Origin of the sequence: Chitinophaga sp. (assembly GCF_039596455.1) — a bacterium.
Classification (GTDB): domain Bacteria; phylum Bacteroidota; class Bacteroidia; order Chitinophagales; family Chitinophagaceae; genus Chitinophaga.
Window position 1 is genome coordinate 30255 of the sequence record NZ_JBCNJR010000014.1, and the last position, 14180, is coordinate 44434.

Consider the following 14180-nt stretch of genomic DNA (forward strand, 5'->3'; position numbering starts at 1 on the left):
CCGAGTGGTAGCCAGCTTCGCTCCAGGAAACAGTTGGGCGAAGCAAGATCTTGCTACGTCTGAAAGGGGAGGGCACAAGCCTTTGCAATATAAATATGCATTTAATACAGAGAACGATAACATACGGGTTTGGCGTATTGGCAGCGGAGTTGATGCTTTCCCCACAACAACAGAGACTTATAGTGTAGGGGCACTTAAGGCATTGATAAAAACAGATGAGGATGGGAAGAAGACAGTGGAGTATCATGATAATGAGGGTGCTATTATTTTGAAGAAGAAGGAGTTGAATACCACTGCAGGCGAAGGGCATGATGGCTGGCTGTGCACCTATTACGTGTATGACGAGCTGGGGAACCTGCGGTATGTGTTGCCGCCTAAAATGGTGGAGCTACTGCCCGGTATGAGCTGGAGCCTGGCAGACGAAGTGCACCGCAAGGAGCTTTGCTTCCGGTACGTGTATGACCACCGGCAGCGGATGGTGCTCAAACAGGTGCCGGGCGCAGCGCCGGTGGAGATGGTCTATGACGTGAGAGACCGGCTGGTGTTCTCGCAAGACGGTAACCTTCATGACAAAGGCGAATGGCTGGCTACGTTTTATGATGAGCTGAACCGGCCGGTGATGACGGCGCTGTACGCGACTACCCAAACGGCCGCTGATCTTTCCACGGCTCTGGGCAGCCCTACCTCCACCCAAACCATCGTCCACCAGATCAAGGTACCCTCCAGCCTGGTGGTCAACAGCCACGACAACCGGCTGGTGTACAAAGCCGGCCAGGAGATCATCTTTGAACCAGGCTTTGACAGCCAGACCAGTGAGTTTGAGACCCTGCTGGACCCCAACGGTACCCAGACCACGGAAACGATCTATGCCAGCAACCCATTATCCGGCCTTGACCAAAGCAAGCTGGAGCCGCTGACCTATACTTATTACGACGACTATAGCTACGAAGGGGCCAAAGCTGCCCAACCGGGCCAGCTGAGCGGTATTCCCTACAATACAGAGACCCAGCCGCATACCGACGCCCTGCCTGTCAGCAACCAGACCAAAGGGCTGGTAACGGGCACCAAGGTGCGGGTGCTGGAAGGCAACGGGGCCAATGACCGCTGGCTGGTGACCACCACCCGCTATGATGCCAAAGGCCGGGTGCTGCAGGTGCTGGCAGACAATGCCACGGGCGGGGAAGACATCGTTTCCAACCTCTACAACTTCTCCGGCCAGGTGCTGAGCACGGCCCAGGTACTGCGCAACCCTCGCAGCACGCTGGTCCCGGAGGTGAAGCTGCTGACCATGCTGAGCTATGACCATGGTGGCCGGCTGCTGAAGGTGCAGAAGAAAGTGGGTGACAACGGCACGGTGACAGATATTGCCACCAACGAGTATGACGCGCTGGGGCAGCTGAAGAAAAAGACGTTTAAAAAGCGTGACGGCAACGAACTGGAGAGCCTGAGCTATGACTATAACATCCGCGGCTGGCTGCGAGGCATCAACAAGGCCTATGTGGACAACACGGACGACGGCCACTACTTCGGCCAGGAGCTGAACTATGACTACGGGTTCTCCGATAACCAGTTCAACGGCAACATAGCCGGCATCAAGTGGCGGGGTACCAATAACTCGACGGTGAAGCACGCCTATGGTTACAGCTATGATCCGGCCAACCGGCTGCTGAAGGGGGACTTTTGGGAAAGTCCGGCAACAACGCATGCCTGGGCCGAGAACCCTGCTACGAAGTTCAATGTGAAGATGGGTGACGGGGTAACCCCCACCAGCGCCTATGATGCCAACGGCAACATTTTGCGGATGCAGCAGGAGGGCAAGACCGGGCCCGGCACTAGCGGCCCCATTGATGACCTTCGTTACAATTACACGAAAGCCAATGCCACTACTGGCAACCGCCTGCAAGGCGTGTATGATGGCATCTATAATCCTTCCAGCACGCTGGGGGACTTCAAGGAGATCACCCAAGGCAATGCAAATGACCTGGACTACGACCAGGACCCCAACGGCAACCTGAAGTATGATAACAACAAAGGCATTACCGGCATCAGCTATAACCACCTGAACCTGCCGGAGCTGATCACCATCCCCGGCAAGGGCACGATCCGGTACGTGTATGACGCGGCGGGCATCAAACACCGCAAAACGGTGGAAGACCTGACCGGGCCACAGCCCAAGACCACCGTTACGGCCTACAATGGCGGGCTGGTGTATGAGAATGACGTACTACGGCTGATCAGCCATGAGGAAGGCCGCATCCGGGTGAACACCGACATTCAGCCGGTGCACTACACCTACGACTACTTTATCAAAGACCACCTGGGCAACGTACGGATGGTGCTGACGGAAGGCAGCCAGCAGCAGCTGTACCTGGCGAGCATGGAAACGGAGCGCTCTGCTACGGAGAACGCCCTGTTCAGCAATATCGAGTCCAGTCGCAGCGCCAAACCGGCGGGTTACCCGCAAGACGCCACCGCGGGCAGCCAGAACAGCCAGGTGGCCAAGCTCAACGGGCAGCACCCGGACAAACGGGTGGGGCCGTCGCTGGTGCTGAAGGTGATGGCGGGGGATACGATCTCTATTGGTGCCAAGGCATTTTACAAGTCCATCGGGCGCAAGCAGGACAAATCCCTGGTACCGGTGGCAGACATGGCTACCTCGCTGCTGAGAGCCTTTGGCGGCGGCCAGCCGGGCGGGGGTGACAAGGAAACGCCCGGAGAGGGCCTGTCCCGCAGCCCGTTGAACGAACAGTTCTTAAATGACGGCTACCAGCGGATGAAGCAGAAAGAACCGGCCGACCCGGCGCAAGCCAATCGCCCGAAAGCTTACCTGAATTTTGCGTTATTCGATGATGAGTTTAACTTAGTGGACGAGAACAGCGGGGTCAGGCAGGTGAAAGCGGAGCCAGACCAGTTGCAGACCTTGGCGCAGGACAAGATGGTGATCAGGAAGGGCGGGTTCCTGTATGTATACACCAGCAATGAGACCTCGCAGGATGTGTTCTTTGACAACCTGGTGGTGACCAACAACCCTGGAGCGGTGCTGGAGGAGACGCATTATTATCCTTTCGGGTTGACGATGGTGGGGATTAGCACGAAGGCGATTAATAAGCTGGAGCAGAATAGGTATGGTTATAACGGGAAGGAACTGCAGAATGGGGAGTTTAGTGACGGCGGTGGCCTGGAGTGGTATGACTATGGGGCTAGGATGTATGATCAACAGATTGGGAGATGGCATGCAATAGATCCATTGAGTGAAGATTATATTGAATATTCCCCCTATAATTTTGCGGTTAACAATCCGGTATATTTTTATGATGAGGATGGACGATTTTTAGGCACATTAATAGGAGCAATTGTTGGCGGTGTTGTTGGCGGCGTGCGAGCAGCTATCCGCGGTGAAAACGTAGCAAAGGGAATCGGTAGAGGAATGATTTCGGGAGCGGTCGCGGGGGCGGTGGTTGACATTACAGTAGCAACAGCCGGAGGAGGAACAGTGGCGCTTATCGCGGCGGGTGCGTTGTCCGGTGCTGCAGGAAATGCTGTAGACCAAGGGTTTAACATACATGACGGTAAACAGGCTTCTTTTGAATGGGGGCAGTTTGGAATATCTGCTGGTGCCGGCGCAGGCTTAAGTTATGCAGGGGCTAAATTATCACCGCTGTTTTCGAAAGTGTTTAATAAAACGAGCAGTGGAAAAACACCGGTTATTACAGTAGAGAAACCGCAGGTGACACAATTTGGAGAAAGAACTGTTAATCCATCTGCAGGGGCGACTGTTAATCCCGCTGCAAGTTCGGGAGGAACTGTTAAAACGGAAACAGCTCCGAAGGGCTGGGTAACACAAGCGAGCAAAAAAGGTGGTGGAATAGTATCCAAAGACCCCTCAAATCCTCATAATATAATTAGACAAATGCCAGGAAATCCCAATAGCCCCAATCCATCACAGAGAAATCCCTACGTCAAGTTCATGAAGGAAGGAAGATTTTACGATGTCAATGGCAATCCTTTGAAAAGTGGAGACTTGCCAGCTGCTCATATACCACTAAATCAATTTGATATTAACAAAATGCCAAAGTTTTAAATATATGATCGAGATATCAAAGTACATATATAACAAAATAATTGAGCTGTCAAATACAAGTTTGCAACGAAAACTGTGGCTAAATGAAAATAATGATACTGGATTAATTTCCTCTTATACTGAATTAATGTGTACATTGTTTGACGATTACCAGTTTGACGATTTTGTTGATAAAATTTCTTTTGAGCTAAAACTGTCAAACACCTTAATTTGGGAATTGAAAAAATTAAGGGAGTCACTAAATAACTACGATGCAAAAGATACAGATGAAGAAATAATTAATGACCCGAAATGGGGAGAAATCGTGGGACAAGCTCAAAAAGTTATTGAAAAATGGGGTAGAATGTGATGTTGAAAATTGATACAATGACTATGACAAAAGAATACCCCACAGCTACTTCACTATAATGAGAATACCGAAGGGTCAGCGAAGGGGAAGCGAATGTTAGGTGGACTTGATGCGGAAATGTCCGGCATTTGGTGTAGCAATGATCTGGAGATACCGTTCTGAGCTAATACCTGCAAAAAAAAGGTGCCTGGATACGTTTGGCGTATCTGGATAAGACAAAAAAACGCAGGAAACAGCGTTTACAGGGTGTTTTAAGGAAGAAAAAGTGAGGTGAGGGGCATAGAGGGATATTCAACGGGGCTGGAAAGGCAGTAATGACGTAAAAAAGAGCTGCGAAGTGGATGCTCTATTCCCGTTACAGTGGTGAATGACCAATCCCGGCTTTATCGGCAGCTGCATGCGCGGCTGCCGCTGTGCACCATGTGGTACATGCTCTTCCCGCACTATCACTGCCGCTTCAGCTGCAGCATGGCAGTGATCTGTGCCGCGATGCATTTCTGGTTGCCCATTAAATACCGGCGGCCATGATGAGCTGTGGCCATGGTGGCTGGCGGTGCTGGAGGAGACGCATTATTATCCGTTTGGGCTCACCATGGCGGGCATATCGACCAAGGCACCAAACCGGCTGGAGAATAAGTATAAGTTTACAGGCCAGCTATTGGACGATGATTTGGGCTGGAATACTTACCAGATGAAATGGCGTACAATGGATCCGCAGATAGGTAGGTTCTTGCAGGTGGATCCTCTTGCTTCAGATTATGTGCATAACTCAACATATGCTTATGCGGAAAATGATGTGATTCGTGCTATTGATCTGGAAGGGCTTGAGAAATACATTGTAACATTCCGGGCATTTATCCCGCAAAAGGAGTTAGCCAACCCTAATCCGTTTGGTACTTCTAAGTCCTTTGCAGGAGACAATCGTACTTCTTATCAAGCAAATACGAGTGCTTACCGTACAGAACAGTCCGTGAATATGAACTTTGATGATCAAAAGCTTAGTCTTATCAGTAATAGAGCGAATGGAAGTATTGGTTATGATCGGAATGGGAATGTAAAAGAAACATCAGGTGATGCGTCCGCCGGATCAGTGCGCGGTAATGTTAGCGGCATGGAGAATGGAGTTAATGCTGGCGTTGTTAATTTTGGTGTTAGTGCAAGTAATAAACTTGTGACGGGAGCTCCATCCATTGATGCTGATATGACTTTGACAGTAACGCCCAATAAAGATGGCTCATTTAGTTATTCTTTGAAAGGGTCAACAGATGGGTTCCCTGCTTACGAGTTATGGGTAACTGATCAAAAAACCGGAGATACATATTTGTTATTTAATCGTAATCCAATTGAGTCAAAAGAAGGCCCTACTTCATTATTTGCACCAATGGAGCATAGGTATAATACGAGTGGTAGTAGTAAGGATAAAAAAGCGTCTCCCGTGGTAAATTTTGATAATACTCGTAATACGGAAGAAGAGAAAAAACGTTAGTTATGAACGCCCAGAGAATATTGATAAGAATTAGTTTTGTACTATTTGTTTTCTTGCTTCAATATGTACTTGAATTATTGATAATGGCTGTGCTGGCGAAACAGGGAGTGCCCTATATGGACATGGAGGATCGTGGTGAAAGCTATAAGGAAATACTAATTTCTTTCTGGTCTTTTTTTCTCTATCCGAAATTGATTTTTATAAGTGTCCCGTATTTTTTAATCATGTTGGTATGCCTCAAGTTTATTAAGTCTAATAAAGGGTTTGAGAAGAAAGTAGTTTATGCGAATGCGTGTATAAGTATTGGGTTATTTTTAATACTATGGTTTGCGTATTCTAATGGGCTTGAATTTTTGATGAACCCTCTATTGGGCATTAGTTTGGCAGCTTTATTCTTGATTTTAATGTTTGGAACCAGGTATTCTGTACTAAAAATAAAGTGATCTCAACTTAAGTAACAAAGCCCGCGCGATCCGCGCGGGCTTTATGTTTTAAGAGTTAAATGCTTTTTTGCCTTTGGTGTTTTGAATGATATTATCGATGAGAAAATATACCTTCTCTTTAGTGTCGTCATCAAGTTTTTCAATATCCTGAATGCGCTGGAGCTTTTTTTTATCAAAATGGGCATTGATGCCTTCCCCTACGAGATAATCGAGTGAAACCCCCAAAGCATCCGCGATGCGCTTTGCAAAATCGATGGAGGGCGTGGCGTCGCCGCGTTCGTACTTCCCAATAATCTCTCTGGATACGTTGCTCTTATTGGCGAGGTCTGTTTGTGACCAGCCTTTTTGCTTGCGCAGCTGCAAACGGGCATCCGCACGGGTAGAGGGCATAGCGCGGGGCATATCAACAAGTATGTGCAGGCGCTGGCGCTGCTAGGGCGTTACCTGCGGTAGACGGGCGCGGGTGGGGAGAGTTTTGTCTTGCGGCAGGTAGAAGGAGAAAAGCGGCTGCCGGTGTGGCAGACGGTGGGTGAAGTGCGGCAGCTGCAAAGCGGCGGCGGCAGTGCTGTCTTGGTGCATCCATAGCGGGTGAAGGCGGCATTGGAGACATTGACCTGGAGGCACCTTGCGCCGTCTTCACCCGCTATGGATGTGTTTTTTACCCTCCCTTTTGTTTTTTTCAATTGAAAATAAAAACCTATATCTTTAAATCAGGTCTTTGAAAAAAGTTGTCGGTAGTGCGGGTAAGGCGGTAATTATTATCCATTTGGGTTGACCAAAGGGGGGATATCGGTGAAGGCTGTCAATAAACTGGAGCGTAATAAGCACGGTTACAATGGGAACGAGTTACAGAACGAGGAGTTTGGAGATGGAAGTGGGTTGGAGTTGTAAGATTTTAATGCTAGGACATATGATCAACAAACCGGCAGGTTTATTCAGATCGATCCAATGGCTGATCAGAAAAGGCAGGAAAGATTAACTCCTTATCATTATTCATATAACAACCCTTCCACATATAATGATCCGACCGGGAAATGCCCCTCTTGTGTAGGTGGAATTATCGGTGGAGTAGGAGGATTCATTTATGGGGCATTCAAATATGGATTTAAGAATGGAGGATGGAAAAAAGTACTAGCAACAACTGCTGCTGGCGCCGTAGGTGGAGCTACTCTCGGACTTGGTACAGGTGCAATTGCAAGCGCGGGGGGCATTACTGCGTTGGGCGGAGCAAATGTGACAATGGCCACAGGAGGAGCGGCAATTATATCAGCGGGATCAGCAAGCCTTACAGAACAGGGTGTATCCATGGCTCTTGGTGCACAAGATAAATTCGACCCGGTTGATGTAACCTATTCGATGGTATTGGCAGTACCAGAAGCCATATTATCGAAAGCTGTAATTGATCCCGTTAGCAATTCCGTAAAGTCACAGTTGAGCAGTGCAATTTCTGAAGGAGCTGTTAGCAGCTTATCGGCCAAGGAACGAGGACAGATTGTCAAAGATGTAATGAAGCAGCTACGGAAAGAGTCCGGAAATGAAATTTCAAAAAAAGATGCAAGAATTGCTGCTGAAAAAATAGTTAACATGATGGAAAGTTCAGAATCCTCAATGATACGCGTTGGAGTTAAAGTAGCAGACCAGGGAGTGCAGGTATCCGGTGTCATAGTTGGAAATGTCGTGAACGATACCAACAAAGAAATGATTAAACAGCAAGAAAAAAAAGACAATTAGGAGAATGAAAAAAAAACAAAGCCTAAGTACAATTACACTTGTAATCCTGTTCCTGATATCTTATTTCTATCTGGATTATATAGGAGTAGAAATTCTGGTAAAAATTCTCGCTAGTGGATTTTTCGTTGGATTATGTACCTATATACTTTATGGCCTAAAAGCCAGTAAAGGTTTGAGAATTGCTGTTCTGTTTTTAGTTATCGTGACAATGGGAGTATTCTTTTGGTGCGTTGCGAAAGATGCAGTGAAGGAACGAGAAAGAATCATTGATAAACGATTTTTAGGAGAATGGGAAACAGATACTATCGGAGGATATGCCATTTATCTTCGAGTCCAAGCTGATTCTGCTTATTTATCGCAGTCGAATATGACCTTGTCAAGGAGTTATAGATTGGTTATTTCTCATGATACGATCACTCTTGTAAATGAACGAATTGCGAGGGTGTTTAGATGGAATTTTAGGGTCCTGGATAGCGAGAATAAACTGCAATTGACAGACGGGCAGGATACTCTTTTGCTAAAAAGGATACGTTGACGGCCAGTCTTGTTAAAGCTTCAAACCAATTTAAAGCTGGCAACATATGATTATACGCTTTATATTTTTATTTGTGTTTGAAGGCTGCTCTTGCATAACAAAGTTGTTTCACTTTTAAAAAAGACGAAATCCATCAAAGAAAGTAAGTGCCAGATTGAGTTTTATAGTTGACTTCGATTGTACTCAATTTTACTGGGAGCTTTTTGATATTAAGAACAATATAATCAAGTCAGTGCCCTTTTATAGAAGTGCTCCAGGTGATTTGCTTTATCCAATTTTTTTTAATTCTTATGCATGGACGAGTGATGAAGAACTGGTAATTAAAGATCCATTCGAAGAGATTCTTTTTGTCACCAATACAGCAACAGGAGATATACGAATTGAATTAAGGCCAGATTCGAGAAGTGAGCATGATCTGCGAATGAAACTGAAAGCTTTTGACTGTACTACCAGTGACGCTGAACGAATTCGGCTTATGGGCTTCTTGTTCGGATAGTCTGACTAGTGCTCGAAACAACAAAGACAACTGCAAAATGACTTTTCGCAACCTCCGTAATATCTTACTAATCGCCTTATCCACCTTGGTTTCCCTTTCTCTATCAATGACAGGGGATTTGGACAGCGCAGAGCTTGGAGCTCTTGAAAATGTCCTGTACCCGCCTTTTTTTGGAGTCCTGGGCATTGTTATATACCTAATCGGAGTGTACGTTTTTAGATGGAACGCCACAATAACCGCTATGATATGCTCTATTGTAATCATCGGAGTTGGTATGGACTTACATTTTACGTATTAAGTATTTAATTACCCCAATAATCCCTTCAAAAGTAAGATGCTGGTAAGAGTCGGGTATTGAGTATCAAATATAAATATTTTAAATGTTTGTATAGTGGCATATAATTTTTATGAATTGACAGTTAAATGCGATATTCAGTTAATAAATATCAGATGTTTGTGTAGTATTTTGTATTTTACGGCTGGTGTAATTAATATGTTAATATTGTTAATATCTTTTGCCTATTAATCGGAGGGTCTCCCAGCGGCCCCATTTCCTGCATGCATGTGAAAGCCGCAAAGGAACTCTCCGGTTTTTGGCCCGATTTCATCCTTGTCCCATTTCGCAAAACGTCGTGGCTCATGATCAGTGTTACCGCCGCCATCCAGCAGATTGCGGCTTGCCGTACCAATTGGGGAACAGAACAATTACTGCCGGAGCAAGCCATTGGCCGGGTGTTGTCTGAAGCGCTTGCCACCCTGGAAGGGAAGAAGCTGCTGGACGCCGGCACCCGCATCAACTTTCAGCATATGGCGCTGCTGGTGTCTGAGGGCATCGGTACCGTGAGGGTACACCGGCCGCCCCGCGTCACCGTTCTCAACCAGGGGCAGGAGGTGGCCAATAACTATACGCTCACGGCGCTGCTGGAGCAATACACCATTCAGCCGGTGGTGAACGAGCGGGTATCTGTGCAGCCAGTTGCGCTGGAGGGTGCCATAAAGGAAGGTTTGGAAACAGACCTGCTGGTGATATGCGGGGAAGAAGGCGTGCACAAAATACTACAGGAACTGGAAGTGGAACAGGTGTTCCACAAAGTGCGGGCAAAACCTTTTAAATCTTTCTGGCTGGGCTACAGCCCAACCAAAACGCGGGTAATGGTGCTGCCGTCCAATACCTTCGGCGTGCAGGTGGGTGGCAAACTGTTCCTGGAATCTTATATCCGCGCCTGTTGGCAGCTGCCGGCGCTGAAACCCTGGCTGTTGCCGTTCACGGAAAACAGGTCTGCGGTCAATGCGCTGGACGAGTTTGTGCCGGCGGCTATGGTAAACAAGAACGGGCTGAAGATCAGGGGGCTGCATTTCCCGAAGAACGCGGAGCTGGCGGCAGCCGCGCATGCGGACGGGTTTATCTGCCACAGCACGGATGCAGGCAGCCTGGAGCCAGGCTCGCTGGTGCCCTTTTATCCCTGGGTAGATCCATTTTCACCGCCACCCGTAAACGGTAGTCATTAACCAACAATTGCCATAATCGAAAAGGGTGCTTCCAATGTCCGCAAAACAGGAGGCACCCTTTAAATTTTTTATCAGCAGGTTGTTACAAATTTACTTGAACAACCTGATCTTGATGCCTAAACCAAAATTCCCGTCAATATTCATATTCCCTTGCACATTTGCGGTTTGTGAAGTGTAGCTGGCCTGCACTTCGATGGAGTTCTTGAACTGGAAGCCCACCCCGGCTGATACCGCGTTGTTGGAATGGTACAATGCAAACATGTTGACCGTGCTACGGTAAAAGTTCACTTTGGCGCCCACATCCGCCACGGCCTTAAATCCTTTAACGGCGCGGAATGCTACCAGCGGCTCAATGGAATTGATCTGGGCGCACTTGGTGCCCAGCTTGTAGGACGCGGAAGCAAAAAAACCGGGACTGCTGCGCGGTTCCACCTCGTCCGTATTCCTGAACGTACGGGTGATGTTGGGCAGGGAGGCCTGCAGGGTCAGCTTGTCATTCGTATAGGCTACGCCCAGATCTGCCTGGAACTCGTTGCCTTTTTTATTGAACTCGTCTACGTACGGGTCTTGCGGTGCGTTTTTACGTTTTTCAATATGCCGGTTGTCCAAAGCGCCGGTAACGCCCAGGTGCAGTTGCTCCTCTTCGCTCAGTTGCACATGGTAGGCGTAGGTGAGGGCTACGCGGTTCTGTTTCAGCACGCCGGCCTGGTCATTCAGGACAGTTATACCGATGCCCATTTTTTTACCAAGACGGTAATCTCCGGTGAGGGCAAAAGTAACAGGTGCGTCTGTTACCTCCTTCCATTGTTTGCGGTAGCCGATGTTGATGTTCAAACCGGAGTCTGCCCCCGCCATGGCAGGGTTGGCCAGGTAGCGGTTCTGGAAATAGGAGGTGAGCAGCGGGTCCTGCGGAGGCATGTGCTGATCAAAGCCCTGTGCTTGAAGCAAATTGGGCAGTGAAACCATGCAAATCATTAAGAATAAACAAAGGGTAGAAATTCTTTTCATCAAATATCAATTAGGTACAGGAAATCGATGGGTGCAAATCAGTCGGACAACAAATATAGAATTAAAATTAAATTAAACAAAAACATTAATATGATAAAAATTCAATGGGATGGCGGGTTGTGTTAATTAAGTGACTGGTTTCTAGTAGGAAAAATAAGTTGGATGAAAGTGGAAGTATAGCAAACATTTTTTTGGAGAAAAAAGTAACAGGCCCTCAAACGGGGCCTGTTGTAAAAATTTAGAAGGGATATCCGATGGCGATGTTCAATATCAGGTTCTCTTTCCGCCACTGGCCATCCCCGAAACTGATCTGGTTAAACACCCACCGCTCTCCGTCCGGCAGCCAGGGCTTCCGCAGCGGGAAAGCCACATCAAAGCGGACCAGCAGGATGGAGGCGTCTATCCTCAAACCCAGACCGGCGCCCACAGCAATTTCTTTCATGAAACGGTTGAAGGCAAAGGTTTGAGATTGCAGGGTATCAGGTGCCTTGCCCAGCCAGATGTTACCGGCGTCTACAAAAGCGGCCAGTTCCAATAAACTGTTGGGTTTGTATCGTAATTCGGAATTGTATTCCAGCTTGATGTCTCCCGCGGCATTGGCCAGCAACAGGTTCCTGTCGGCGTTGGTATCCCTGTAAGAACCGGGGCCCAGCGTTCTGGCCCTGAATGCCCTGATGCTGTTGCTACCGCCGGTAAAGAACTGTTTCACGAAAGGCAGCGTGGGCGGAACGCCTTCTGAATTTTTCCCATAGGCGTACCCGTACCCGGCAAACAGCCGGTTCACCCAGCGGAGGTTATCACCCAGTTTCCAGTAGTGGCGGCCATCTACGTTGACGCGGACGTACTGGGATATTTCATTGTTCAGCAGGCGTTTCACACCGTCAGAGGCAGTGGGCACCACCAGCCCTGACAGATTCCCGGCTATGTCTACATTGAACAGCCCAAAGAAACTATGATATTTTGCAGGTGATTGATTATTAAATATTAAGCTGTAGTTACTTCCTAAAATGAATTGCTTGGAAATAGACTGTTTCAACGCGGGGTCTTGTTCCTTTTGCGCCAGGAACTCGGCAGATTCGTTGCCCGGCAACACGTAGGTGATGGCAACGGGGTAAAGGGCATGGTCGAGGAAACGGGTCTGTTTCCAGAGGTAACCGTACTGGCCGGTAAATGCGTTCAGGTTATAAAGGTTGGGGCGGTTCAGCAGCTCGTACCCCAAACTGAACCTTGTTTTAGGCACAAAAGGTGTCCGGGGGTTGAACTTGATGATAGGCGTATAGAAGCGGGGCATGGTAATGGCCACTTCCGCATTGAGGCTATAGGCGTTGGTAGATAATTGGGTGGTTTTGCCGCCTACCTGCGTTTCAAAGCCGCCGCCCAAATTGATCTCCAGCAGGTTGGCCTTACGCTGGAAGTTCCTGTTTTTGGCGGATATCTTTACCTGAGACCCCACAAAACCATTTGATTTGGAGGTGCCTGACACTTCAAACTGCAAGGAGCGTTTGGGGTAGGGCGTCAGGAAAAAGCGGGCAAACAGCAGCGCACTGTCACGCACGGGCCGGAAATTACCGCGCACAAATTTGAAGGTACCCAGGTTCACCAGGCGCTGCAGCGTAATGTTGTGGGAGCTGATGCGGTACAGGCTGTCACGCTGCAAAAACACGCTCCTGTCAAATACAATGGGTTTGTACAGGGAATCCGGGTCAATAATGGTGAAGTTCTGGTACTTGGTGCCGGGGGTGTTGCGCTGCAGGGTGTCTTCCGCCAGGTTATAATTGGTATACAGCTCCACCTCCTTCATCCAGTATTGACGGATGGCGGTGGCAGGGGTGGTAGACTTCAGTCTCACATACAGGTCAACCTGGCCTTTAAGGGTGCTGTCTATCTGTACCAGCATATAATCCGGCGTGAAATAGTAGAAGCCTTCTTCTTTCAGATGATCGTGTATGCGCTCCCGTTCTGCCTTTATCTTGTCAAGACTGTAATTATCATCGGGTTTCAGCAGGGTTTTGCCGGAGTGGAGCATGATCATCCGGCCCAGCACCCCGGTATCTGTATCGAACCGCACGCGGTGAATGGTGTACCGGTGGTTGGGGGTGGCGGTAAATTCTACGCTGGCTTTTTTCTTGCCCTTGTTTTTTATTTCATGGGTAACCTCAGACTGGAAGTAGCCATTATCTTCCAGGTAGCTGTTCAGCACATCGTCATTCCTGTCTGCGTTCAACTGGCTCAGGAGCACGGGGGGCTCTCCCCATTTTTTGCGCAGGAGGTAGTTGAGGCCTTTGCCTTTCGGCTCCTTGCCGAGGTTATACAGCCAGAGCTTGAAGGGCATGCCCAGAAACTTGCGGTTGGGGGTAGGCCGCACCCGCTCGTCCATACCGGCTTTGAGAATGCTGTAATCTTTAGGCTTCTTTTTCTCCGTCCACTTGACCTCATGGCCGGTATACAGCCGGTCTCCTTCCGGCACGGTGCGGGTAGTGGAGCAGGCCGCCAGCAAAAGGGCCAGGTTGCATAAAATGAAATATCGTACTGAGCTGTTCAT

Annotated in this window: 10 protein-coding genes and 1 pseudogene; 7 read left to right on the top strand and 4 right to left on the bottom strand. The window is 48.3% G+C overall.

Annotated elements, in window-relative coordinates:
* Positions 1–268 precede the first annotated feature (268 nt).
* The 4 genes from ABDW36_RS25290 (at position 269) to ABDW36_RS25305 (ending at position 6359) form a co-directional block, all read left to right on the top strand.
* Positions 269–4081: an RHS repeat-associated core domain-containing protein gene (locus ABDW36_RS25290; RefSeq protein WP_343704733.1), complete on the top strand. Its 3813-nt coding sequence runs from the start codon at positions 269–271 to the stop codon at positions 4079–4081.
* A gap of 4 nt (positions 4082–4085) precedes the next feature.
* Positions 4086–4430: a hypothetical protein gene (locus ABDW36_RS25295; RefSeq protein WP_343704734.1), complete on the top strand. Its 345-nt coding sequence runs from the start codon at positions 4086–4088 to the stop codon at positions 4428–4430.
* A 481-nt stretch (positions 4431–4911) separates the two neighbouring features.
* Entirely contained in the window at positions 4912–5916 is a 1005-nt protein-coding gene (locus tag ABDW36_RS25300; RefSeq protein WP_343704735.1) for an RHS repeat-associated core domain-containing protein, read from the top strand.
* 2 nt (positions 5917–5918) lie between these two features.
* A complete protein-coding gene (locus ABDW36_RS25305) occupies positions 5919–6359 on the top strand; it encodes a hypothetical protein (protein WP_343704736.1) in 441 nt (146 codons plus the stop codon).
* A gap of 48 nt (positions 6360–6407) precedes the next feature.
* Here the strand turns inward: ABDW36_RS25305 and ABDW36_RS25310 are convergent, their stop codons facing one another.
* Positions 6408–6761 carry a helix-turn-helix transcriptional regulator gene (locus ABDW36_RS25310; protein ID WP_343704737.1) on the bottom strand — a complete coding sequence of 118 codons (354 nt, stop codon included), beginning with the start codon at positions 6759–6761 and terminating at the stop codon, positions 6408–6410.
* Between the two features lie 30 nt (positions 6762–6791).
* Positions 6792–6938, bottom strand: a complete 147-nt coding sequence (locus ABDW36_RS25315) for a hypothetical protein (protein ID WP_343704738.1) — start codon at positions 6936–6938, stop codon at positions 6792–6794.
* Between the two features lie 327 nt (positions 6939–7265).
* Between ABDW36_RS25315 and ABDW36_RS25320 the strand changes: the two are divergent.
* The 3 genes and pseudogenes from ABDW36_RS25320 to ABDW36_RS25330 all read left to right on the top strand — a co-directional run.
* A pseudogene (locus tag ABDW36_RS25320) lies at positions 7266–8090 on the top strand (RHS repeat-associated core domain-containing protein); the annotation flags it as partial.
* Between the two features lie 4 nt (positions 8091–8094).
* The gene (locus ABDW36_RS25325; protein WP_343704739.1) at positions 8095–8625 is read left to right on the top strand and encodes a hypothetical protein; all 531 of its coding nucleotides are present in this window, start codon (positions 8095–8097) and stop codon (positions 8623–8625) included.
* A gap of 1135 nt (positions 8626–9760) precedes the next feature.
* Entirely contained in the window at positions 9761–10630 is an 870-nt protein-coding gene (locus tag ABDW36_RS25330; RefSeq protein ID WP_343704740.1) for a hypothetical protein, read from the top strand.
* Between the two features lie 90 nt (positions 10631–10720).
* Here ABDW36_RS25330 and ABDW36_RS25335 read toward each other — a convergent pair whose 3' ends face one another.
* Together ABDW36_RS25335 and ABDW36_RS25340 are read right to left on the bottom strand one after the other, a co-directional pair.
* On the bottom strand, positions 10721–11638 hold the full coding sequence (locus ABDW36_RS25335; protein WP_343704741.1) for a PorP/SprF family type IX secretion system membrane protein: 918 nt from the start codon (positions 11636–11638) through the stop codon (positions 10721–10723).
* A gap of 238 nt (positions 11639–11876) precedes the next feature.
* Complete coding sequence (locus ABDW36_RS25340) at positions 11877–14180, bottom strand: BamA/TamA family outer membrane protein (RefSeq protein WP_343704742.1); 2304 nt, start codon at positions 14178–14180, stop codon at positions 11877–11879.